At 62.8% G+C, this 23,498-nt stretch carries 21 protein-coding genes and 1 pseudogene; 11 read left to right on the top strand and 11 right to left on the bottom strand.

From position 1 onward, the window contains the following. Nucleotides 1–541: IS3 family transposase (locus tag PC358_RS03195; RefSeq protein ID WP_033700009.1), on the top strand; the 541-nt coding region annotated here is incomplete at its 5' end. 114 nt (nucleotides 542–655) lie between these two features. Here PC358_RS03195 and sodC read toward each other — a convergent pair. The 3 genes from sodC to ggt all read right to left on the bottom strand — a co-directional run bounded on the left by sodC (nucleotide 656) and on the right by ggt (nucleotide 4,041). Beyond that, complete coding sequence (sodC, locus tag PC358_RS03190) at nucleotides 656–1,171, bottom strand: superoxide dismutase family protein (protein WP_033697479.1); 516 nt, start codon at nucleotides 1,169–1,171, stop codon at nucleotides 656–658. A gap of 127 nt (nucleotides 1,172–1,298) precedes the next feature. Then, nucleotides 1,299–2,180, bottom strand: coding sequence for a LysR substrate-binding domain-containing protein (locus tag PC358_RS03185; protein ID WP_033697476.1), 882 nt, complete (start codon nucleotides 2,178–2,180; stop codon nucleotides 1,299–1,301). A gap of 70 nt (nucleotides 2,181–2,250) precedes the next feature. After that, entirely contained in the window at nucleotides 2,251–4,041 is a 1,791-nt protein-coding gene (ggt, locus tag PC358_RS03180; RefSeq protein WP_033697473.1) for a gamma-glutamyltransferase, read from the bottom strand. 116 nt (nucleotides 4,042–4,157) lie between these two features. Here ggt and PC358_RS03175 point away from each other — a divergent pair, with 116 nt between their 5' ends. After that, a complete protein-coding gene (locus PC358_RS03175; protein ID WP_033697471.1) occupies nucleotides 4,158–4,808 on the top strand; it encodes an ankyrin repeat domain-containing protein in 651 nt (216 codons plus the stop codon). A gap of 37 nt (nucleotides 4,809–4,845) precedes the next feature. On the opposite strand, the gene pobA is transcribed toward PC358_RS03175, so the two are convergent. Beyond that, the gene (pobA, locus tag PC358_RS03170) at nucleotides 4,846–6,033 is read right to left on the bottom strand and encodes a 4-hydroxybenzoate 3-monooxygenase (protein ID WP_033697469.1); all 1,188 of its coding nucleotides are present in this window, start codon (nucleotides 6,031–6,033) and stop codon (nucleotides 4,846–4,848) included. 171 nt (nucleotides 6,034–6,204) lie between these two features. Between pobA and PC358_RS03165 the strand changes: the two genes are divergently transcribed. The 3 genes from PC358_RS03165 (at nucleotide 6,205) to PC358_RS03155 (ending at nucleotide 8,487) form a co-directional block, all read left to right on the top strand. After that, on the top strand, nucleotides 6,205–7,083 hold the full coding sequence (locus PC358_RS03165; RefSeq protein ID WP_033697466.1) for a helix-turn-helix domain-containing protein: 879 nt from the start codon (nucleotides 6,205–6,207) through the stop codon (nucleotides 7,081–7,083). 85 nt (nucleotides 7,084–7,168) lie between these two features. Then, nucleotides 7,169–7,567, top strand: coding sequence for a MerR family transcriptional regulator (locus tag PC358_RS03160; protein ID WP_027593543.1), 399 nt, complete (start codon nucleotides 7,169–7,171; stop codon nucleotides 7,565–7,567). Nucleotides 7,568–7,587: 20 nt separating this feature from the next. Next, nucleotides 7,588–8,487, top strand: a complete 900-nt coding sequence (locus PC358_RS03155) for a hydroxymethylglutaryl-CoA lyase (protein ID WP_033697465.1) — start codon at nucleotides 7,588–7,590, stop codon at nucleotides 8,485–8,487. Between the two features lie 531 nt (nucleotides 8,488–9,018). Here the strand turns inward: PC358_RS03155 and PC358_RS03150 are convergent. Continuing rightward, nucleotides 9,019–9,552 (bottom strand): MgtC/SapB family protein, encoded by a 534-nt coding sequence (locus tag PC358_RS03150; RefSeq protein ID WP_033697463.1) that lies wholly within the window; start codon nucleotides 9,550–9,552, stop codon nucleotides 9,019–9,021. 154 nt (nucleotides 9,553–9,706) lie between these two features. Between PC358_RS03150 and PC358_RS03145 the strand changes: the two genes are divergently transcribed. The 6 genes and pseudogenes from PC358_RS03145 to PC358_RS03120 all read left to right on the top strand — a co-directional run bounded on the left by PC358_RS03145 (nucleotide 9,707) and on the right by PC358_RS03120 (nucleotide 16,827). After that, nucleotides 9,707–9,946: a DUF3203 family protein gene (locus tag PC358_RS03145; protein WP_033697462.1), complete on the top strand. Its 240-nt coding sequence runs from the start codon at nucleotides 9,707–9,709 to the stop codon at nucleotides 9,944–9,946. 121 nt (nucleotides 9,947–10,067) lie between these two features. Further along, entirely contained in the window at nucleotides 10,068–11,471 is a 1,404-nt protein-coding gene (gene ccoG / locus PC358_RS03140) for a cytochrome c oxidase accessory protein CcoG (RefSeq protein ID WP_033697461.1), read from the top strand. Between the two features lie 52 nt (nucleotides 11,472–11,523). Further along, nucleotides 11,524–12,933: a GntR family transcriptional regulator MpaR gene (gene mapR / locus PC358_RS03135; protein ID WP_033697460.1), complete on the top strand. Its 1,410-nt coding sequence runs from the start codon at nucleotides 11,524–11,526 to the stop codon at nucleotides 12,931–12,933. Between the two features lie 60 nt (nucleotides 12,934–12,993). Beyond that, nucleotides 12,994–14,649, top strand: coding sequence for a PAS domain-containing sensor histidine kinase (locus tag PC358_RS03130; RefSeq protein WP_033697459.1), 1,656 nt, complete (start codon nucleotides 12,994–12,996; stop codon nucleotides 14,647–14,649). A gap of 27 nt (nucleotides 14,650–14,676) precedes the next feature. After that, nucleotides 14,677–14,937, top strand: a pseudogene (locus PC358_RS03125) (PAS domain-containing protein); the annotation flags it as partial. Nucleotides 14,938–15,102: 165 nt separating this feature from the next. Continuing rightward, nucleotides 15,103–16,827, top strand: coding sequence for an ATP-binding protein (locus PC358_RS03120; RefSeq protein ID WP_081874704.1), 1,725 nt, complete (start codon nucleotides 15,103–15,105; stop codon nucleotides 16,825–16,827). A 6-nt stretch (nucleotides 16,828–16,833) separates the two neighbouring features. Here the strand turns inward: PC358_RS03120 and PC358_RS03115 are convergent, their stop codons facing one another. From PC358_RS03115 to PC358_RS03090, 6 genes are all read right to left on the bottom strand, one after another. Further along, on the bottom strand, nucleotides 16,834–17,580 hold the full coding sequence (locus PC358_RS03115) for an SDR family oxidoreductase (protein ID WP_033697456.1): 747 nt from the start codon (nucleotides 17,578–17,580) through the stop codon (nucleotides 16,834–16,836). Nucleotides 17,581–17,915: 335 nt separating this feature from the next. Next, nucleotides 17,916–19,451 carry a DHA2 family efflux MFS transporter permease subunit gene (locus tag PC358_RS03110; protein ID WP_033697455.1) on the bottom strand — a complete coding sequence of 512 codons (1,536 nt, stop codon included), beginning with the start codon at nucleotides 19,449–19,451 and terminating at the stop codon, nucleotides 17,916–17,918. Beyond that, complete coding sequence (locus PC358_RS03105; RefSeq protein ID WP_033697453.1) at nucleotides 19,448–20,641, bottom strand: HlyD/EmrA/EmrK family protein; 1,194 nt, start codon at nucleotides 20,639–20,641, stop codon at nucleotides 19,448–19,450. The genes PC358_RS03110 and PC358_RS03105 overlap by 4 nt, the downstream gene beginning before the upstream one ends. A gap of 30 nt (nucleotides 20,642–20,671) precedes the next feature. Further along, entirely contained in the window at nucleotides 20,672–21,145 is a 474-nt protein-coding gene (locus PC358_RS03100; protein ID WP_033697451.1) for a MarR family winged helix-turn-helix transcriptional regulator, read from the bottom strand. Nucleotides 21,146–21,270: 125 nt separating this feature from the next. Continuing rightward, entirely contained in the window at nucleotides 21,271–21,888 is a 618-nt protein-coding gene (locus PC358_RS03095) for a response regulator transcription factor (protein WP_033697449.1), read from the bottom strand. Nucleotides 21,889–21,900: 12 nt separating this feature from the next. Then, nucleotides 21,901–23,307, bottom strand: a complete 1,407-nt coding sequence (locus PC358_RS03090) for a sensor histidine kinase (protein WP_033697447.1) — start codon at nucleotides 23,305–23,307, stop codon at nucleotides 21,901–21,903. Between the last annotated feature and the right edge of the window lie 191 nt (nucleotides 23,308–23,498).

The raw sequence follows: 23,498 nt of genomic DNA, 5'->3' as shown, positions 1-23,498 counted from the left end.
AGGTACTGTCGGCAAGATAGCGATGAATCTGCTGGAGCGTAATTTCGTCGCCCAGCGCCCCAACCAGAAATGGGTGAGTGACGTAACCGAGTTCAAGGTGGCGCAACAGAAGCTCTATCTTTCGCCTGTGATGGATTTGTATAACGGGGAAATCATCGCCTACGAGACGGCCAGTCGCCCACAGTACAGCCTGGTTGGGAACATGCTCGACAAGGCACTCAAGACCCTGGGGGAGAAGCCGAAACTCGTGCTCCACACCGATCAGGGGTGGCAGTACCAGCAGGCTCAGTATCGCCAGAAACTGCGCAGTTGTGGAGTGAAGCAGAGCATGTCTCGTAAAGGCAATTGCCTAGATAATGCAGCTATGGAAAGCTTCTTCGGCACGCTCAAGTCAGAATTTTTCTACCTCAAGCGGTTTGAGAATGTTGATGAATTGAAAGCGGGCTTGGATGAGTACATCCACTACTACAACCATGACCGCATCAAGCTGAGGCTCAATGGCCTGAGCCCTGTCGAGTACAGGACCCAGGCGGCAGCATAGAACTGTCCAACTTTTTGGGGGCAGTCCAGACAGTGGGAGCGGGCTTGCCCCGCGAAGCGCCGCGCGGGCGGCGCTCGATCTCACAGGCGCTGAAAATGTTGTGGCGAACACCTATTACTGCACAACCCCACACGCCACGCGTGCACCGCCACCACCCAGTTTTTCAGGGTGGTCGCTGTGGTTGTCGCCACCGGCATGCACCATCAGCGCATGGCCTTTGAAGTCCTCGGCCTTGAGGCGGGGCGCAAGCACGGGGTAGGTGGCCTTGCCGTCGGCACCGACGTACAACGCCGGCAGGTCGCCACGGTGGCCGCTGTCATCGAACGGGCCCTTGTGCGCCTGGGTCGAATCCGGGTCCCAGTGGCCGCCCGCGCCACCTGCAGGCACAGGTTTGCCGTTTTCCTCGGTAGGCGCGCACGACGCCTTCTGATGCAAGTGGAACCCGTGCACGCCAGGCGGCAGGTCCTTGAGATCAGGGGTCAACAGCGCGCCGTACTTGTTCTGTTCGATGCTGATGGTGCCTATCGACTTGCCTGGGCCGTCGGGGCCTGCCAGCTTGAGCTCCACCTTCTCGGCGGCCTGGGCGAGGCCGGCGCTGGCCAGCAATGCGATGAAAAGCGCTGCTTTCATGTTGTTTCTCCATGGCATGGGGAGGATGGGTGTCGTACCCGGATAACAAGTGGGACTGCATAACCTGTCAGATATTCCATTCGGCCACAGACTGAAACACTTCCTTTGCACGAGGCAGCAAGGGGCTCTAGATCCCGCCGCCAGCCAGCAACTGTGTCATCACCTCGGCCAATGCCTTGACCATCACGTCCGCCGTGGGCCGGTGCACGATGACGATCTCGTAGCTGTCGACCTCGGGCAGCCCTTGCTCGCCCCCCAGTACCTGGTGTTCACGCGTTGCCGCCCGAGGTGGCAGCAGGCTGATACCCATGCCATCGGCTACCGCAGCCTGGATGCCGCTGAGGCTGGAACTGGTGAAGCTGATACGCCAGCGCCGGCCCATGCCTTCGATGGCGGTGATCATGTCGTCGCGGTACAAACCGCGCGGCGGAAAGGTCACCAACGGAATCGGGTCGAGCTCGAAAGACGGCATGCGTGCACTGTCTATCCACTGCAGGCGCTCTGGCCAGCACGCCACCCCTTCGCGGCTGTTGCGCCGTTGTTTGAGCAGCACCAGGTCTAGCTCGCCATTGTCATAGGCCTGGCTGAGGTCGCGGCACAGCCCGCTGGTCACCTCCAGTTTGACCTGGGGGTGCAGGCGGCTGAACGCCGACAAGGCATTGGTGGTGCGCCCACCGACGAAGTCCTCGGGCACGCCCAGGCGCACTGTGACACCCACCATCGCCCCGGCCAACGCTTCGAGCATCTGGTCGTTCAAGGCCAGCATATGGCGGGCGTAGCCGAGCAAGGTCTGCCCGGCGTCGGTCGGCAGCACATCACGGTTGCCGCGCACCAGCAGACGGTGGCCGACCATTTCTTCGAGGCGCCGCACCTTCTGGCTGATGGTGGATTGGGTCGAATGCAGCCGCGCGGCGGCGGTGGTGAAACTGCCGCAATCGGCCACCACGACAATAGCGCGCAGCAGGTCGAGGTCGAACAGGGCTCTATTCGATTTCACGCTGATAGACATCTTGATATTCAACTTCTAAATGACAAGGGTGATTTCTACCACGCTACCTGATGCCCCGCAACGCGCGCCCTCAATCGCCGAGCGCCACGCCTTCGCGCCGCGGGTCGGCGCCGCCTGACCAACCGTTGGTATCGCGCTGGATGATCTGCATGCCACTGGTCATGGTCATGGGCGTGACCTCGTGCCCCCAGGCCGCCAGCTGGCGGATCAGCGCCGGGCTGGTCAACTGTGCTTCCACCTCGGTAGCGGCATTGCGGCTGCCGAAGTTGGGCAGGCTGCTGGCCTGCTGTGGGTCGAGCTGCCAGTCCAGCAAGCCGACCAGGGCCTTGTTCACGTAACCGATGATCTGCGACCCACCGGGCGAACCGAGGCTGGCCACCAGCTCCCCCGAGTTACGTGAAAACACCAGGGTCGGTGCCATGGCCGACAAGGGCCGCTTGCCCGGTTCGACCCTGTTCGCCACCGGCTTGCCATGCTCCTGCGGCAGGAAGGAAAAGTCGGTCAGGTGGTTGTTCAACAGGAAGCCCTTGACCATCAGGTGCGCGCCGAACGCGGCCTCCACCGACGTGGTCATCGCCAAGGCCTGCCCACTGTCGTCCACTGCAGAAAGATGCGAGGTGGAAATGCGCAGCGGCGAACGGTCAGGGGCCATGGCCAGGTCCGCGCCCTGCGGGGTGCCTGGGCGGGCGCGCTTCATGCTGTACTCGCCGATCAGCGCTGCTCGGCTGGCCAGATAGGTGGCGTCGATCAGGCCCTTGACCGGGACCGGCACGTAATCGCTGTCGGCCAGGTACTGAGCGCGGTCGGCATAGGCCAGGCGCTCGGCCTCGGCGATCAGGTGCACGGCCAGCGGCGATGCCTCCAGGCCTGCCGGGGACGCGTTCGCCAGCGGCCGCAATGCTGCCAGATCGCGTTGTGGCGTGGCGCGCTGCACGGCTTCAAGCACGCCCAGCGTCTGCAACACCGTTACCCCACCCGACGATGGCGGCGGCATGCCGCAGATACGCCAGGCCTTGTAGGGGCCGCACACCGGCTCGCGCTCTTTGGCGCGGTACTGCTCAAGGTCCTGCAACGACAGGTAACCGGCATTGGCATGGCTGCGCACCTTGGCCACGATGGCCCCGGCGATTTCACCGGTATAGAACGCTCGGGGACCGTGCGCGGCAATCTGCTCGAAGGTTTGCGCAAGCTCGGGGTTGCGCAACCTCGTGCCCACCGGCAGCGGCTTGCCCTTTTCATCCAGGAAGTAGCGGGCCATGGAGGGTGAACGGCGAATATACGGGTCGCCCGCCACCAGGGTGTGAAGGCGTTCGGAAACCGGGAAACCGTTACGTGCCAGCGCAATGGCCGGGGCAAAGAGTTGCTGCCAAGGCAGCTTGCCGTGCTGCTCGTGAGCCAGTTTTAGCGCGCGCAGTACCCCGGGTACACCCACTGAGCGCCCGCCGATCTGCGCCGTCTTGAACGGCATCGGCGAACCATCGGCTTGCAAAAACAGTTTTTCCGTTACCTGCGCCGGGGCAGTCTCTCGGCCGTCGAAAGCCTGCACGCGCTTGCCGTCCCAGTACAGGATAAAAGCCCCACCACCGATGCCGCTGGATTGCGGCTCGACCAGGGTCAGCACCATTTGCATGGCGATGGCCGCGTCGATGGCGCTGCCGCCGGCACGCAGCATCGCCCGCCCCGCTTCGGTGGCCAGCGGGTTGGCGGCGGCGGCCATATGCCGGTTGGCGTGCACCGGCTGCAGGCCAGTGCGATAGCCGGACGCCAGCTCGGGTGGTGCGGGCATCACCTGGTCGGCACAGGCCCACCCACTCGCGACCGCCAGGCACAGCGCGCTCATCAGCGGTGTAGAGAACTTCATCGTTTTGCTTCCTGCCTTGTCTATTCAGCAGACCACTGTCGGTCATGCGCAAACTTAACTTCAAGACCTGGTGTGATTTTTCTAGGATGCAGACAGGTCACCAAGGAGCCCATCCCATGCGTATACCACTCGCAACCATGCTGTTCGCCCTGTTCACCAGCCTTGCCGCCCACGCCGAGAACACCACCCTGGACAACCACCTGCACAACGCTGCCAGTCACGATGACGTGCGCACCTTGCAACAGTTGCTGACACAAGGTGCCCGACTGGAAAGCCGTGATGAGCAAGGGCGCACTGCCCTGATGGTGGCCACTCACGGCAACCAGGTTGCGGCGGCCCAAGCGCTGATCGAGGCCGGTGCCGACGTGAACGCCAAGGACAATATTGATGACAGCCCTTATCTGTATGCCGGCGCCCGGGGCCTGAACGACATCCTGCGGCTGACCCTGAGCCACGGTGCCGACCTCCGGAGCACCAACCGATACGGGGGAACTGCGTTGATCCCTGCGGCGGAGCGTGGGCACGTCGAGACCGTGCAGATGCTGATAGACGCCGGGGTGGACGTGAACCACCTGAACCGGCTGCACTGGACCGCGCTTATGGAGGCAGTGATCCTGGGGGATGGCGGGCCGCGGCATGTGGAGATTGCGCGCCGGCTGCTGGCTGCGGGGGCGGATCGGCAGAGTGCCGACAAGGACGGGGTTACCGCGCTGGAGCATGCGCGCCAGCGGGGATACCGGGAGATGGAGGCGCTACTGACTCGCTAATTTCGAGGCAGGCACAATTCGTTTGCACAATGGCAGGTCAGACTACTGCTTCGTACGGCAGCCCCACATAGTTCTCGGCAATGTTCAGCAGCCCCGCCGGGGAGTTCAGGAAGTACTCGCGGTCTGCCTCCTGCATCTTCTGGTCCCAGGCATCCTTGTGGCTGCCGAAGTCATGCAGCAGCTGGGTCATGAACCAGCTGAAACGCTCGCCCTTCCATACCCGGCGCAGGGCCAGCGGCGAATATTGCTGAAGCAGGTCGGTACGCCCTTCGCCGTACACCTTGACCAGGATGCGGTAGAGGTAGTTGACGTCCGAAGCTGCCAGGTTCAAACCTTTGGCGCCGGTGGGTGGGACGATGTGCGCAGCGTCACCGACCAGGAACAGGTGGCCGTACTGCATCGGTTCGACCACCAGGCTACGCAGCGGCGCGATGCTTTTTTCCAGGGCTGGGCCAGTGACCAGGTCAGCCGCAACCTCGGCGGGCAAACGGGCCTTGAGTTCGTCCCAGAAACGCTCGTCGGACCAGGCTTCGACCTTATCGTCCAGCGGCACTTGCAGGTAATAGCGGCTGCGCGTCTGCGAGCGTTGGCTGCACAGCGCGAAACCCCGCTCGTGGTGGGCATAGATCAGTTCGTGATTGACCGGGGGCGTATCGGACAACAAGCCAAGCCAGCCAAATGGATAGACCCGCTCGTACTGCTTGAGCACGCCCTCGGGAATGCTCTGCCGGGAAACCCCGTGGAAACCATCGCAACCGGCGATGTAGTCACACTCCAGGCGGTGGGCCTGGCCGTCCTTCTCGAACGTCAGGTACGGCCGCTCGCCTTTGAGCTCATGCGGCTGCACATTGTTCGCCGCGTAGATGATCGGCGCCCCACTGGCTTCACGCGCCTGCATCAGGTCACGGGTGACCTCGGTCTGGCCGTAGACCATCACTGTCTTGCCGCCGGTCAGGGCCTTGAGGTCCAACCGCTGGCGACGCCCGCCGACCAGCAGTTCGACACCTTCATGCACCAGGCCTTCACGGTCCATGCGCGCCGATACACCGGCCTCACGCAACAGGTCGACAGTGCCTTGCTCAAGCACCCCGGCACGGATGCGCCCAAGCACGTATTCAGGGGTCTGGCGTTCGACGATGACGGTCTCGATACCGGCATTGTGCAGCAATTGGCCGAGCAGCAGGCCAGACGGACCTGCACCGATAATTGCAACCTGAGTTTTCATTGTTGTTGTCTCTAGTCGGGCGATGCCGGCCTGGACTGGCAGTGGCCGGGCATCTGCTGTTAGGGTTTGCACCTGCATTTTTACGGGCAACGCCAGCCGTTTAAGTGTGCTATTCCATGCAAAACCTGCACTTTTACAAAAAACGTTCGATTAACGGACAGGCATCCCCGCATGAAATCCACCCTCCCCGGCATTCCGTTGTTCCAGCTGTATGGCGAAAACCAGGCGTGGCCCGGCACCGACCTGCTGCACTGCGAGTCGATCCCGGCACGCAGCCGCCTGCACCACTGGGAAATCAAACCGCACCAGCACGCCGAGCTGTTCCAGCTGTTGTATGTGCAACGTGGCCAGGCCGAGGTGGAGATCGAAGGTGTTCGCCGCGCGATCAGCCAAGCCTCGATCCAGGTAGTACCGCCATTGACCGTGCACGGCTTTCGCTTCAGTGCCGACATCCAAGGGCATGTGCTGACCTTCGGCACCGCGCTGGTGGCGGGCCTTGAGCAGCAACTGGGCGCGCCGCTGGGCATGCTTGCCGCGCCGGCGTGCTATGCGCTGGGCAAGGACCGCCAGCGCTTGCGCAGCCTGATCGACACCTTGCAGCAGGAGTACCAGGGCAATGCCCCGGCCCGGGCGACGATGCTGCAGGCGCTGGTCACAGCATTGATGGTGTGGATCAGCCGCCAGCAGCAACTGGGGCAGACGCCACGCAACCGTGACGAACGTGACCGGCAATTGCTCGGGCAATACCTGCGCCTGGTCGAGGCCCATTACCGCGAGCACCTGTCCGTGGAAGATTTTGCTGCGCGGCTGAACGTCTCGAGCCTGCAGCTGAACCAGCTGTGCCGCGCTTTGAGCGGGCAGACCGCCTTGCAGGTGGTGCATCAGCGCCTGCTGCTGGAGGCGCGCCGCAACCTCCTCTATACCCGCATGAGCATCGGGCAGTTGTCGGATACCCTGGGGTTTACCGACCCGACTTACTTTGCGCGGTTTTTCAAGCGACTAAGTGGGCAGACACCCAATGCGTATCGGCGCACAGGCGTGCCAGATTAGAAACCCTCACACGCCTTCAAGCCCTGCTTGACGTATACGTCAACCTGCATTCAGGATACCTGCATACTCCACGCCGAGCCCCAGCATGAGCCTTCAGACCTACAGCATCTCCGACCTGTCCCGCGAGCTGGACATCACCACCCGCGCCATCCGCTTCTACGAGGAACAGGGCTTGCTGAGCCCCGAGCGGCGCGGCCTGGAACGCATCTATTCGGCACGTGACAAGGTCAGCCTGAAACTCATCCTGCGCGGCAAGCGCATCGGCTTTTCCCTCGCCGAATGCCGCGAGCTGATCGAGCTGTACGACCCCACCAGCGGCAATCTCAAGCAGCTCAATAGCATGCTGGTGAAAATCGCCGAACGACGCGCCCAGCTGGAACAGCAGATGCTCGACATCCACCAGATGCAACTCGAACTCGACACCGCCCAGGAGCGCTGTGAACAAGCCCTCGCCGCGACCTTGAACAATAAAGACAACCGTTGACCCGCCACAGGAAACCCGCCATGCCCTTGCCCAAAGAAGTCCGTCTGGTCGAAGTCGGCCCCCGCGACGGCCTGCAAAACGAAGCCCAACCCATCAGCGTCGCCGACAAGGTACGCCTGGTGGACGACCTCACCGAGGCGGGCCTGGCCTACATCGAAGTCGGCAGTTTTGTCTCGCCCAAGTGGGTACCGCAGATGGCCGGTTCCGCCGAAGTCTTCGCCGCAATCCAGCAAAAGCCCGGTGTCACCTACGCAGCCCTGGCCCCCAACCTGCGGGGTTTCGAAGATGCCTTGGCGGCAGGGGTAAAGGAGGTGGCGGTGTTCGCCGCAGCGTCCGAGGCCTTCTCGCAGCGCAACATCAACTGTTCGATCAGCGACAGCCTCAAACGCTTCGAGCCGATCATGGAAGCCGCGCGCAACCACGGCGTGCGCGTGCGTGGCTATGTCTCCTGCGTGCTGGGCTGCCCCTATGAAGGCACGGTCAGCGCCGAACAGGTTGCCCCGGTCGCTCGAGCCCTGCATGAAATGGGCTGCTATGAGGTGTCGCTGGGTGACACCATCGGTACCGGTACCGCCGGTGATACCCGTCGGCTGTTCGACATCGTCTCGGCCCAGGTGCCCCGCCAGCAGCTGGCCGGGCACTTCCACGACACCTACGGCCAGGCCTTGGCCAATGTGTATGCCAGCCTGCTTGAAGGCATCAGCGTGTTTGACAGCTCGGTAGCGGGCTTGGGGGGGTGCCCCTATGCCAAAGGCGCCACCGGCAATATCGCCACCGAAGACGTGCTGTACCTGCTCCAGGGGCTGGGCATCGAGACCGGCATCGACCTGGACCGCCTGATTGCTGCGGGGCAACGCATCAGCCAGGTGCTTGGCCGGGCCAACGGCTCGCGGGTGGCGCGGGCACGCAGCGCGCAGTAAGTCATACGGGTGTCACATGAATGTGGGTGGAGTGTTACCTCCCCCACGTTTCACAGCAAAAAATCGGGTAACAGGGAAACAAATCGACAAAATTTCAGGCTCGGTGTTTTTCCGTAAACGCTTAAGTGATTGATTTTAAAGGGTTTGCAAAAGTTGGCACGGGCCCTGCTATATCTTTGGTACAAGAACAAGAAAAACGACACACCCAATAAAAACAACAGGTAACGGCTCTGACATAACAAGAACAACACGGCAGAGGCGTAGCAAGCAGATTTTTTTGGAGTAGGCACGCTTTTCAGGGGTACGCCCCGCGGTCTGACACAGAACAATAAAACTACCTCAAGGTAGCAGCAGTCAGCACCGGACCAGTCATGGTGAAAGCAGGTCAGCGCTCAAAAAAATACGTTTGCTCTTGACCCCGCATGGGGGTCGCTCGCAACACAAAGACAGGCTTACAAAAACAACAAAAGGCCAGTCTTCAATAATAAAAAAGAGCAGGCAACATCACTTTGAGGGGAGCTTAGGCTCCCCTCAGTGCTTCCTGCCCTCCTCCTCTTCCTCCTGCTTCGCCTCATCCACATTCTCGACCTTCTCCACCAGCAAAGGCATCGTGCCCAGCACCAGCAAGGCCAGCACCGTGCTGATCAATGCCGTGGCCTCACGCCCCATGCCGGCAGCCGTGCCGATGGCGGCGGTCATCCACAACCCGGCAGCGGTAGTCAGCCCTTTCACATGGCTGGTGTCCTGGCCGTTACCCTTGAGAATGGTCCCCGCGCCCAGAAAGCCGATACCGGCGACAATGCCCTGGATCACCCGGCTCAGCGCCTGCTCGTCAGCGCCGGCCATGCTCGGTGACAACACAAACAGTGCAGCGCCAAGCGAGACCAGCATGTGCGTGCGCACGCCGGCAGACTTGCCTTTGTGCTCGCGCTCGAAACCCAGTACCGCACCGAGCAGCGCGGCCATCAGCAGGCGCACGAGGACCTGGGTCACTTCGCGCTCGTCGGTGATGTCGGCGAACTCGGCTTGTATGGCCTGCCAGATGGGGTGCCACCAGGGGTTCATAGTGATGCTCCTCGACCGGGCTCGGCGTGCGGCCCTTCTGAGGGTTGACCCGCTGCGCGCTGACAAGTGCGATGCCGCCCGCCCGGCGGAACGATGCAGCAACCTGCCATGTGCTGCGGTCACAACCTGTAACCGACACCAAGAGGATGTTCCCATGCCGGTTGAAATCGACGAAAGCACCCGCCGCTGCACCCTCATCGGCGACGATGTGCATCTGGAAGGCGATGGCCCAGCCATCGAAATCATCACCGACGAACAGCTGCGCATGTCGGTGGCGCTGCTCGCCGGGCAACGCGTACCAATCACCGAGGCAGAGGCCGATGCCCTGACCGTGGCGGGTGCGGTGGATAGCCGCAGGCATCTGAAGACAAGCGTTCCAGGCTCGGTAATATGAGGCCTGGCGGCCTTCAGCTGCGCATCTGATACGGTTTTTATCGCGAAACCTGAGCCTGTGCTGATAACAGCTCGGGGGCCATAGTGCTCATGCCTGATCGAGGCCTGATGAGCACCGAGCCATGAACGATAGAATTCAATTTACCGAGATTGCCGCGCCCGTAGTCACCGCCGCCAAACGCCATGTCGACAGCGGCATTCACACCCGCAGTTTCACCGGGCTGTACCGCAACCTGCGCATCGGCTTCGCCGGGCTGTTGTTTCTCCTGTTTTTCGGCACCGTCTGGCTCGACTGGAACGGCCGCCAGGCCGTGCTGTGGGACTTGAGCAGCAGCAAGTTCCATATCTTTGGCGCCACCTTCTGGCCGCAGGACTTCATCCTGCTGTCGGCGCTGTTGATCATCTGCGCCTTCGGCCTGTTCGCCATCACTGTCTACGCCGGCCGTGTGTGGTGCGGTTACAGTTGCCCGCAAAGCACCTGGACCTGGCTGTTCATGTGGTGTGAAAAGATCAGCGAAGGCGACCGCAACCAACGCATCAAGCTCGCCGCAGCCCCTTGGGGCCTGGAGAAGCTGGCCCGCCGCTCACTGAAGCACGGGTTGTGGCTGGCCATCGGCCTGCTCACCGGCCTGACCTTCGTTGGCTACTTCACCCCGATCAAGCCCCTGGCGGCGGAGCTGTTCACCCTGCAACTGGGCGGCGTCGCGCTGTTCTGGGTGCTGTTCTTCACCGCCGCCACCTACATCAATGCCGGTCTGTTGCGCGAAGCGGTCTGCCTGCACATGTGCCCATATGCCCGTTTTCAGAGCGTGATGTTCGACAAAGACACCCTGGCGGTAGCCTACGACCCGCGTCGGGGCGAAACCCGTGGCCCGCGCAAGAAAAGCAGCAACGCCCAAGCCCAAGGCCTGGGCGACTGCATCGACTGCACGATGTGCGTGCAAGTCTGCCCCACCGGCATCGATATCCGCGACGGCCTGCAAATGGCCTGTATCGGTTGCGCGGCCTGCATCGATGCCTGCGACGGGGTCATGGACAAGATGGGTTACGCCCGCGGCCTGATCGGTTACAAGTCCGAACACAGCCTGCAGGGCGGCACCACCCACTGGCTGCGGCCTCGCCTGCTGGGCTATGCCGCCGCGCTGGTGGTGATGGTCGGCGCACTGGTGCTTGCCTTGCAGTGGCGCCCGATGGTGTCGCTGGACGTGATCAAGGACCGTGGCCTGTTCCGCGAAAACGCCCTGGGCCAGATCGAGAACATCTACCTGCTCAAAGTCATCAACAAGACCGAAAGCACCCAGCGCTATCACCTGCGGTTGCTGGACGCCGACGGCTTCACCCTGCAGGGCAAGACCGAGTTCATCATCCCGGCCGGCGAAATGAGCGAACTGCCTGTCTCGGTGGCGATGCTCGCCGAGCGTCCCGCCAGCAGCTCGCAGACCTTGAGTTTCGAGGTGCAGGACAGCGACGAACCTGCTGTACGCAGTGTTGCCCAAAGCCGCTTCGTCGCGCCGATGAACCGCTGATCCCTTAAACTGTTTGTCTACCTTGCCTGCCAGGCTTCGACAGAAGGCCAGAATGAAACGCTACGAACGATTCGCCGACGACATTGCCGAACTGATCCGCTCGGGTGTGCTGGGCCCCGGCCAGCGCGTACCCTCGGTACGCTATGCCAGCCAGACTCACGGGGTCAGCCCGTCCACGGTGTTCCAGGCCTATTACCTGCTTGAGCGGCGCGGGCTGATCCGCGCACGGCCGCGCTCGGGGTATTTCGTCAACGCCCATGCACCGCGCCAGTTCAGTGAGCCGCAGGCGTTGCAACCGGTCAGCGAGTCCACCGATGTCGACGTCAGCGCGTTGGTCTTCTCCATCCTCGACTCGATCAAGGACCCCAACACCGTGCCGTTCGGCTCGGCGTTCCCAAGCCCCGAACTGTTCCCGCTGCAGCGCTTGTCGCGCTCGCTGGCCAGCGCCAGCCGCGCAATGGACCCGCGCATGGTGGTCACCGACCTGTCCCCTGGCAACCCCCAGTTGCGCCGGCAGATCGCCCTGCGCTACATGGTCGGCGGGCTCATGCTGCCGATGGAAGAGCTGCTGATCACCAACGGCGCTCTCGAAGCCCTCAACCTGTGCCTGCAGGCCGTGACCGAACCCGGCGACCTGGTGGCGATCGAAGCACCGGCCTTCTATGCCTGCCTGCAGGTGCTGGAACGGCTGAAACTCAAAGCGGTGGAAATCCCCGTTCACCCGCGCGAGGGCATGGACCTGAGCGTGCTGGCGCAGACCCTGGAGAAGCACCCGGTCAAGGCCGTATGGTGCATGACCAACTTCCAGAACCCGGTGGGTGCGAGCATGCCGGAGGCCAAGAAGCAGGCGCTGGTCGAGCTGCTGGCACGCCACCAGGTGCCGCTGATTGAAGACGACGTCTATGCCGAACTGTATTACGCGCAACAGGCGCCCAAGCCAGCCAAGGCCTTCGATACGCAGGGCTTGGTGATGCACTGCGGTTCGTTCGCCAAGAGCCTGGCGCCCGGCTACCGGATCGGTTGGGTGGCCGCCGGGCGCTTCGCCCAGAAGATCGAACGGCTCAAGCTGATGACCTCGCTGTGCGCCTCGATGCCCGCCCAGGCAGCCATCGCCGACTACCTGCAGCACGGTGGCTATGACCGCCACCTGCGCAAGCTGCGTTACGCCCTGGAAGGCCAGCAAGCCAACATGCTCGCAGCCATTTCCCGGTACTTTCCGGCACAGACGCGGGTCAGCCAGCCCTCCGGCGGCTACTTCCTGTGGCTCGAACTGCCAGAGCAGATGGACGCACTGAAGCTGTTCCACATGGCCTTGGCCCAAGGCATCAGCGTTGCGCCCGGGCCGATCTTCTCGCCAACGCGACGCTTCGGCAATTGCATCCGCCTGAATTACGGTAGCCCCTGGCATGACGGTGCCGAACGGGCGATGGAGACCCTGGGGCGCATCATTCGTTCATTTTGATGGCTGGGGGCATTGAGACACGACTATAGTTTGTGCGAATTGTTCAACGGATCGAACAGCATGCCGCCAGTCACTCAACCCTCCTACCAGCAGCTGCAGGCACGTGTCGCAGAGTTGGAAGCTCTGCTGACCGAGCGCGAGGACATCGCGCAGGCCAACAACAAACTGCTCGGTCAACTGGTCGACAGCAGCCTGGCCAACGTGTTTGCGGCCGACCGAAAGATGCGCCTGGTGGCAATCAACCGCACTGCCCGCGAAACCTTCCAGCGTTTGCGCGGTTTTGTGCCACAGATCGGCGACTACATTCCGCAGTTCCTTGCCAACCAACCGGACATCATGGGCCGGTTGGCCCCGGTATGGCCGCGCCTGCTGGCCGGCGAAGCATTCATCGATACCATCTCCCTCGGGCCACCTGACGACCTGCGCCACTACGTAATCCGCTACAACCCGCTGCGCGATGAGCAGCAGCGCATTCAGGGTGGCTACATGTTCGCCTATGACATCACCGAACGGGTTGCCGAGCAGGAGCGCCTGCGCCAAACCGAAGAAGCCCTGCGCCAATCGCAGAAAATGGAAGCGGTCGGCCAGTTGACCGGCGGCATTGCCCATGACTTCAACAACCTGCTGGGGAGCATGCTTGGCGCACTGGAGCTGGCCGAGCAACGCCTGGGCCAACAGCGCTACTTCGACACTGCCAGGATGCTCGACGTCGGCAAGCACAATGCATTGCGCGCGGCGTCGCTGGTGCAACGCCTGCTGGCATTTTCGCGCCAGCAGACACTGTTGGCGCAACCGGTCGACGTGCAGTTGCTGGTGGCTGACATGAACGACCTGATCCGTAGCTCGATTGATTCGCACATCGACTTCCAGGACCTGACCCAGGCAGGACTGTGGTCGATCTGCATCGACCCTCAGCAGCTGGAAAATGCCCTGCTCAACCTGTGCATCAACGCCCGCGACGCCATGCCGCTGGGCGGCACATTGCGCATTGGTTGCGAAAACGCCGAACTCGACAAAGACCAGGCGAGCAGCATGGACCTGCCGTCGGGGCAGTTCTTGCATATCCGCGTGGACGACACCGGCATAGGCATGAGCAAGGACATTATGCAGCGTGCGCTTGATCCCTTCTTCACCACCAAGCCCATGGGCCAGGGTACTGGCCTTGGGTTGTCGATGGTCTACGGCTTTGTGCGCCAGTCGGGCGGCCAGTTACGCATCGACAGTACGCCGGGCCAAGGCACCACCGTTCACCTGTATCTGCCTCGGGACGAAAGTATCACGCCCCCAGCACCCTGTGTGGCACCCGAAGAGATCCTCGAAAAGCCGCAACACAGGCCTTATCGGATCATGCTGGTTGAAGATCAGGCGACCATGCGCCTGGTGCTCAGCGAAGTGCTGCAAGAACTGGGGCACGAGGTCCAGGTTTGCGAGGACGGCCTTAGCGCCTTCAATGCATTGCGGGAGGGGCCGTTGCCGGACTTGCTGATCACCGATGTCGGCCTGCCCGGCGGCATCGATGGGCAGCAACTCGCCGGGGCCTACCGAAGCCTTGCCAGTGAGGCGCCGGTGATACTGATCACCGGTTATGACATCACCAGCAGCGTGGCCAGCAGTCTGCCTGCCGGCCCCACCGAAGTGCTTTGCAAGCCGTTCGAGCTCAAGGCACTTGCGCAGCGCATCGATCGCCTGCTGGGCGTTAACGCGTATTTGCGTTGAGCGGCTTTTCGCCCTCGCCGTGAACGCGTTAAGCCTTTGTGGCAACGTGCGCTGTCGGGCGAGCAGTTCACCTTGACCCAGCATTTAGGCAATGGGGCTGCACAGCGGCATTACGAGCTGTGCTTCAATTGCTTGCGTGCCCCTGATGGCGTTGTTCAAGGCGCCTACCTGTTCGCCCACGACATCAGCGAACGGGTCACGGCCCAACAACGTCTGCTCAAGGCTGAGGAGGCATTGCGTCATGCCCAGAAGATGGAGGCCGTTGGCCACTTGAGTGGCGGCATTGCCTAATACCGCGTACGTCACCCGCACAGCAAAGTACTGTTCATTACGGGTACGATGAAAGCGCCGTACTCAGCAACGGTCAGCCACTGGAGGCTTCCAGCGTGCTGACCAAACCTTTCGACCTGGCTGATTAACCAACGGCCACTGGATAGCGATGGAGCGCAAAGGATGCCCAGTGACTCTCGCTTGAGCACTACCGATGAATTGAATTTTCTACGCCAACGGGTTGATCAACTCGAACGGCGCAATACCGAGTTGAGCAGCGAATTGTCGCGGTTGCACGAGCGCACTCAGGAGGCGGAAGGTTACCGATTCCTGTTCGAGAACATGGAAGAAGGCTTCTGCATCATCCAGTTCATCGACGGCCCTCTGGGGCCATTGAGCGACTACGTGCACTTGATGGCCAACCCCGCTTACTGCCGCCATGCCGGGCTGCCCGATGTGGTGGGCCGCACCCTGCGTGAAGTGATCCCCAACGAGGCCGAGGTCTGGCTCGACTATTTCGGTACGGTGGAGCGCACCGGCAAACCCCTGTATTTCGAGCACGAGCTGCTGGCCACCGAACGCTGCCTGGGCCTTGCGGCAATCCGTATTGAGCCTGCTCACAATCATCAGGTTGCGGTGATCTTTCGTGACGTGACGGCACGCAAGCGCGCTGAAAGCGCCCTGCAGCACCTCAACGCAGAGCTCGAACAGCGCGTGGAACTGGCCGTGGCGCAGAGCCAGAAGGCCGAGGAAGCGTTGCGCCAGGCGCAAAAGGTCGAAGCCGTAGGGCAATTGACGGGGGGCATCGCGCACGACTTCAACAACCTGCTCGGCGGCATCCTCGGCGCTCTGGAACTGGCCAGAGACAGGCTTGCAGCCGACCCGCGCAAAGCAACGATCAGCCCGCTGCTCGACAGCGCCCACGGTGCTGCGCAACGGGCAGCTGCGCTTGTGCATCGGCTACTGGCGTTCTCCAGGCAGCAAACCTTGCAACCTCGCCCTACGGATGTCGCCGAGTTGGTCAGCGGCATGCTGGACCTGATCAGCCGCAGCACCGGCCCCCACATCGCAATCGACTACCAGTGCAAAGACGCCCTCTGGGCGGTACGTATCGACCCTCCTCAGCTTGAGAGTGCCCTGCTCAACCTGTGCATCAATGCCCGCGATGCCATGCCCAATGGCGGCCGGGTCCGTATCGCGCTGTGCAATACCTCGCTCACGCTTGACCACGCCAGCGAGCTGGAACTGGTACCTGGCGACTATCTGTGCCTGAGTGTCGAGGACACGGGTGGCGGCATGGCGGATGACACGCTCAGCCGCGCCGTGGACCCTTTCTTCACTACAAAACCACTGGGCCGCGGCACAGGCCTGGGCTTGTCGATGACCTACGGCTTTGTGCGGCAATCCGGCGGGCAGTTGAAAATCACATCGACGCTTGGGCACGGCACACAGGTGCTGCTGTACCTGCCGAGGTACCACGCGCAATTTGCCCCTGCCGCGCTCAAGCCCCTGGCGCCGGCAGCGCGCCCGAGCAGCGGCGCCGCAAAGCGGATCGTCGTGGTCGAGGATGTAAGCGCGATGCGCCTGGTCATTGCAGAAGTGCTGCATGACCTGGGCCATGAGGTGGAGATGTACGAGGATGGCCCCATGGCGATTGCCGGGCTGGAAAATAAGCCGCCACCCGACCTGCTGGTCAGCGACGTGGGCTTGCCGGGTGGCATCAACGGGCGCCAGTTGGCCGACCGGCTGCGCCTGCGCTACACCGGGCTCAAGGTGCTGTTCGTCACAGGCTACGACGAGAGCACGGCGCTTGGCCAAGGCGACTTCGATAGGGACATGCGTGTGCTGACCAAGCCCTTCACCCTTGAAGCGCTGGCCGAGCAGGTCGGCCAGTTGCTTGACGGCTGATAGCCCTCAGCGCCCGCCGCCCAGGTCGACGAAGCTGCCGGTGGAATAGGACGCTTTGTCCGAGAGCAACCAGATGATCGCCTCGGCGACTTCTTCAGGCCGGCCACCACGGCCCATGGGCAAACCGGGTTCGAGTTTGGCGACGCGGTCGGGGTCGCCGGAAAGCGCATGGAAGCCGGTGTGTATGTAGCCTGGGCGCACGCCATTGACTCGCACACCGTCCCCCGCCACTTCCTTGGCCAAGCCAAGGGTGAAGGTGTCCAGTGCGCCCTTGGAGGCGGCGTAATCGACATACTCGTTGGGCGAGCCCAGGCGAGCGGCCACCGAAGAGACGTTGACGATAGCCCCGCCCTGCCCGCCATGCCGGCGTGCCATGCGCAGCAGGGCATGTTTGGCGCAGAGCATGGGGCCGACGACGTTGGTCTTCATCACCTTGAGCAGGCGAAACTCGGACATCTCCTCGACGCGGCTTTGCTGGCCGATGGTGCCAGCATTGTTGACCAGCGCAGTGACAGGACCGAGTTCCTGGTCGACGCGCTGAAACAGCTGGATGACCTCATCCTCGACGCTGGCGTCGGCGCGCACGGCAATCGCCTCGGCGCCCAATGCCCGCACCTGGCTGAGGATATGCTCGGCGGCCTGGTTGTCGGCGTGATAGTTGATGCAGATGCGATAACCCTGCTGTGCTGCCAGCAGCGCGGTGGCCGCGCCGATACCTCGACTGGCGCCAGTGATGACGATGACATTCTCCATGGGTCTGCCAATGTGTTTGAAAGTGGAGCTTGGACAATAGGGGAAATACCAACTCAAGGGAATGACAGTCGCCCTGCAAAGCGTGCTATCACCCGCGTTCTTGATCTGGCTCTTGATCTTGATCTTCAGCGACTCAGGAGCGAGGGGACCCCGAAGCGCAGCGTAGGGGCCGTATGATGGAGCGCAGCCCTTTTTGGTTACTTTTTGGGGCGTTTGCCAAAAAGTGACCCGCTGTAAGAGCGGAAAGGTGACTAAGCGTCACCCTCGCAAATGGACGTTGCCAGATATCAATACCAACCGATCAATATCACCGACCAATATCACCGACCAACCAATCAATGCCCAGCCGAAGCCGGCCCAGCCTTGGCCGTAAACGGCGGCCGCGCAAACCACACCAGCAAGATCAACCCAGCAAACACCCACGTCATCATCATGAAGTAGTCCACCGTCGACATCATGTAAGCCTGCGCATTCAGAATCTGCTCCAACTGCGCATAATTCTGCGGGCTAGCCCCCCCAAGCTGCTCGAGCGTATGCCGAGTCGCCGGGTCAAACTGGCTGATGTTCTCGCTCAAGTAGGCATGATGCTGATCAGCCCGGCGAATCCAGATCCAGGTCGTCAACGACGCCGCAAAACTCCCCCCCAGCGTACGCAGGAACGTCGCCAGCCCCGAGCCATCGGCAATCTGATGCGGCGGCAGGTCCGAAAGCAGAATGCTCAACGTCGGCATGAAGAACAGCGCAACGCCAATCCCCATGAACAACTGCACCAACGCCACATGCTGGAAGTCCACCTCACTGGTAAACCCGGCACGCATGAAGCAACTGGTCCCAATGGCCAGAAACGCCAACCCTGCCAACAGGCGCAAGTCGAACCGGTGCGCGTACTTGCCGACAAAGGGCGACATGATCACCGGCAACAGCCCGATGGGTGCCACCGCCAGCCCCGCCCAGGTAGCCGTATAGCCCATCTGCGTCTGCAGCCACTGCGGCAGGATCAGGTTGATACCGAAGAACCCCGCATATCCCCCGACCAAGACGATGGTGCCGACCCGGAAGTTGCGGTGCACGAACAACCGCAGGTTCACCACCGGGTGCCGGTCGGTCAGTTCCCAGATCACGAACACCGCCAGGAACACCACCGAAATCAGGCTGCCGATGATGATGAACGACGACTCGAACCAGTCCAGGTCATTGCCCTTGTCGAGCACCACCTGCAACGCGCCGACACCGACGATCAGCGTCAGCAGGCCGATGTAGTCCATCGGCTGACGGCTGGTCACAACCGGCCGCGTGCGCATCTGTTGGCGTACCACGGCGGCGGCGAACAGGCCGATGGGGACGTTGATGAAGAAGATCCATGGCCAGCTGTAACTGTCGGTGATCCAGCCCCCCAGTATCGGCCCGGCAATCGGCGCCACCACCGTGACCATCGCCAGCAGTGCCAGGGCCATGCCCCGCTTGGCCGGGGGGTACACGGCAATCAGCAAGGTCTGGGTCATCGGGTACAACGGCCCCGCCACCACCCCTTGCAGCACACGAAAGCCCACCAGCTCCGGCATCGACTGGGCGATCCCGCACAGGAACGATGCCAGCACGAACAGTAACGTGGCCCAGATGAACAGCTTCACCTCACCAAAGCGCCGGCTCAGCCAGCCCGTCAGCGGCAAGGCGATCGCGTTGCTCACCGCGAACGAGGTGATCACCCATGTGCCCTGCTCGTAGCTCACCCCCAGGTTGCCGGAGATGGTCGGCAAGGCCACGTTGGCGATGGTGGTGTCGAGCACCTGCATGAACGTCGCCAACGACAGGCCGATGGTGGTCAGCAACAGGCTCGGCGGGGTGAACTGGGCGGCGGCCTGGTTGCTCATCGCTGCGCCGTCTTGCCGGATGCGCTGTTGTCGTGAATCAGCCGGGCAATCAGGTGGTCGGCTTCGACCAACTGGCGGTCATACACCTGGGTGGTGTAGCTGGCCTGTTGCGGGGGTTGCTGGGCCAGGGTCGGGCCGCTCTGGTCGTGCAGGTCGACCTCGACCACCGTGGACAGGCCGATCCGCAGCGGATGGTCCTTGAGCTGATCAGGGCTCAAGTGAATACGCACCGGTACCCGCTGCACGATCTTGATCCAGTTGCCGGTGGCATTTTGCGCCGGCAGCAGCGCGAAGGCGCTGCCCGTACCTGCACCGAGGCTGTCCACCGTGCCGCTGTACTTGACCTCGCTGCCGTACAGGTCGGCGCTGATTTCCACCGGCTGACCGATGCGCATGTCGCGCAGCTGGGTTTCCTTGAAGTTGGCATCGATCCACACCTGGTCCAGGGGGATCACCGCCATGGTCGCGGTGCCAGGTTGCAGGCGCTGCCCCAGCTGCACGGTGCGCTTGGCGACATAACCGGTCACCGGCGCCACCAAGGTGGTGCGGGCATTGTCCAGGTAGGCCTGGCGCAGGTCGGCCGCGGCCGCCATGACTTCGGGGTGCGAGGACACCACGGTGTCATCGACCAGCGCGGTGCTGGTATTGAGCTGTTGGCGGGCGCTGGTGAGGGCGCTCTGAGCGACGCTCAGGTCGTCGCGAGCGTGGGAGATTTCTTCCGCCGCAATCGCCCCGCTGTCGGCCAGCACCTTGCGCCGGTTGTAGTTGTCCTGGGCCTTCTGCAACTCGGCCTGGCGTGTCTGCAACTGGGCCTTGAGCGCATCCACGTTGCTGTACAGGCCACGCACCTGGCGCACCGTGCGCGCCAGCTTGGCTTCAGCGGACTGCAGCGCCACCTCGCTGTCGGCCGGGTCGAACTGCAGCAACACCTGGCCGGCATGCACCAGGTCGCCGTCATCGGCACCAATGCTGGTGACGGTACCGGTCACCAGCGGGGTGATCTCTACCACGTTGCCGTTGACGTAGGCGTCATCGGTGCTCTCGTGCCAACGCCCGACCAGGGAGTACCAGGCCCAGGCGCCGATGCCGCCAACAATCAACAGCAGCAGCAGGCCGAGCAGCCAGGCCTTGCGTTTGCGCGACGGCTCGGGCGCGTCGGCGGGGGGTGTGGTGTCTGTGGGAGTAGCCATGACAATACCTTGGAAAATGCGTAACAGGGATCAACGATCGCCGAAGCGGCGGATCGTCAGAGGGTCGCCAGCGCTGAGCAGCACCTTGGCCAGCAAGCCCTCGAGGGTCTTGAGTTCTTCAGGTTGCAGCACGCCGCACAACTCGTTCATCGCCGCCGCACCGATCTCTGGCAGCCGATCAGCCAGGCGCTGGCCATCGTCGGTCAGGGCCAGGCGCACCTGGCGGCGATCGTCAGCGCAGCGGTTGCGTACGATCAGGCCCTTCTGTTCGAGGCGATCAAGCATGCGGGTCATCGAACCACTGTCCAGGCCCAGGTAGCGGCACAGCTCGGCCGGGGTGTCGACCTGGTACTGGGTGACGATGATCAACACTTTGAACTGCGCGGCGGTGACGCCCTCGGATTCAAGGTGCCAGTCAAGAATGCGGTCCTTGAGGATCGCCGCGCGGCCCAACAGCATGCCAATGGCACAGGTCTGGAAATTCTCGGGAGAAAAATGCGCCATAGGATCTGCCGTGGGTAATTGTGTGGAAATGTTACTGCCTAGGCAGTGAATGTCAAAGCTTTGATTAGGCTGCTATGCAAAACTTCATGATTTGACGCTCATGACTTGCTGATGTGGTTGCGCTGCTACGCCAACGCCGGCACCGCGCCACAGGCAATCGCCATGCCCACCAGCTCGGCCAGGCTGCCGGCCTGCAGCCGCTTCATCACCCGCCCCCGGTACAAGTCCACGGTCTTCACGCTAACCCCCAACTGCACGGCGATCTCGCGGTTGCTCAGGCCTTGGGCCAGCGGCACGAACACATCGCGCTCGCGCGGTGTCAGGCCATCGATGCGCGCCTGCACCTGGGCCAGCGCCTGGTTGCCCTGACGCGCGCGGCCGGCGCGCTCAAGCGCTTCCTGCACACTGTCGAGCAGCAACTGGTCACTGTACGGCTTCTCGATGAAGTCGCAGGCACCGGCCTTGAATGCCCGCACCACGATCGGCACATCGGCATGGCCGCTGACGAAGATCACCGGTAAGTCCAGGCCCCGCTCCCTCATCAGCTGCTGCACCGCCAGCCCACCCAGCCCCGGCATCCGCACATCCAGCAGCACACAGGCGGGCCCATCATCCCGGCACGCGTCCAGAAACGCCTGACCACTGGCAAACGACAGGGCCTCAAGCCCCACCGACTGCAACAGCCAGACCGTGGAATCACGCATGCCCTGGTCGTCGTCGACCACATACACTTTCGCTTGCACCCTGACCTCCTCTTAGCCCCTGCTCACCGCCAGGCGGCAGCACACTACCAAACCGCCCTGCTCGCCCGCACGTGCCCACACACTGCCGCCAAACCCTTCGACAAGGCTGCGGCTCATGCTCAAGCCCAGCCCCAGACCATCGGCCTTGCTGGTGGTGAACGGGGTAAAAATGTCTTCCAGGCGTTCGGCCGCAACCCCTGGCCCTTGGTCGGCCACCTCCACCAACACCCCATCACCCTCGCGCACGGCGGCCAGGAGGATACGTGACGGGCGTTCGCCATGCTGCTCGCGGTTGGCATCAATGGCGTTGCGCAGCAGGTTCAGCAGCACCTGCTCAAGCAATACCCGATCGGCATACACCGCCGGCAATTGCGCGCTCACGCGCAGCTCGATGCTGACCTGGTCACGGGCCGCCTCCCAGGCACACAGGCGCATGGCCTCGTTGACGACATCCAGCATGTCCAGTGCCTGTAGCCGCCGCGGCCCTTTACGCAGAAACGCCCGTAGCCTGCGGATCACTTGCGCGGCGTGGGTCGCCTGCTCAGTGATGCGTTGCAGCCCCTGCCCGACCCGCACGCGTGCCTGCGGGTCGCGCTCCAGGCCCTGCAGGTAACGCTGACTGGCATTGGCATAGTTGACCACCGCCGCCAACGGTTGATTGATCTCGTGGGCGATGCCCGAGGCCAACTCGCCGAGGGTGGCGAGCCGGGCACTGTGCGCCAGGTTCTCCTGGGCCTCGATGCGCAAGGTGATATCACGCGAGACACTGACGATCTCCACCACGGCCCCGGTATAGGTTTCGCGGATGGCGCGGCTGGCGATCTCGAACCAGCGGTAGCCGCCAGCGGCCTGGCGCACCCGGCAGGTCATGGTGTGATAACCGTCCTGGTCCAGGGCGGCGGCCGCCTGAGCCAGCACCTGGCGGCGCTCGCGCGGGTGCAGCAAGGTCCGTACGGCCATGCCTCGCAGTTGCTCTGGCCACAGGCCCAACAGGCGGAACGCCGCCGGTGAGGCATCAAGAAAACGGCCATCGGGGCTGTGCCGGGAAATCAGGTCGGTGGTGTTCTCGATGATCAAGCGGTACAGGCGCCGGGCGCGGCTGGCTTCGCGCGCTCCCTGGCGCTCGGCGCTGGCGTCACGGCAGCGGCCGAGCACCTGCTGGCCTTGGTCGTCGGGGATGAACGTCCACAGCACGATGCGCTCGCCCACTTCTACTTGCACATCGGCAATTGCCCGGTGCTGTCGCAGGCAGGCGCGCACCAGTGCGGCGCAGTTGGCCGGCAGCCAGCAGGCCAGCGCAGGGCCTTCATCAACCCAGGCCTGCAAGGCCGGGTTGCAGGCCAGCGGCCTGGCATCGGCGGCCAGCAGCAGGCTGGGCTGGGGGTCTTTGGCGAGCAAGGGAGAGCGGGTCTTGTCCACGATGTGAGGCTCGTTGTTATAGTAGTTTTACTATATTGCTATAGTCGATATTCCATCTACCATAGCTACTCGCGTAAAACTGCGACAGGGGAATTGCGGCCAACCGTACGCCTTCCCACACCCTGAACAGAGCTAACAATCAGCCACCGGGGGCCAAGCGCACAGGCTGCGCCTGCCTCCCCTACAGGATT

This window comes from Pseudomonas capeferrum (assembly GCF_000731675.1).
In the GTDB taxonomy this organism is placed as follows: Bacteria; Pseudomonadota; Gammaproteobacteria; order Pseudomonadales; family Pseudomonadaceae; genus Aquipseudomonas; species Aquipseudomonas capeferrum.
The sequence above is the reverse complement of the archived record's forward strand: the minus strand, read 5'-3'. Positions and strand labels throughout refer to the sequence as shown.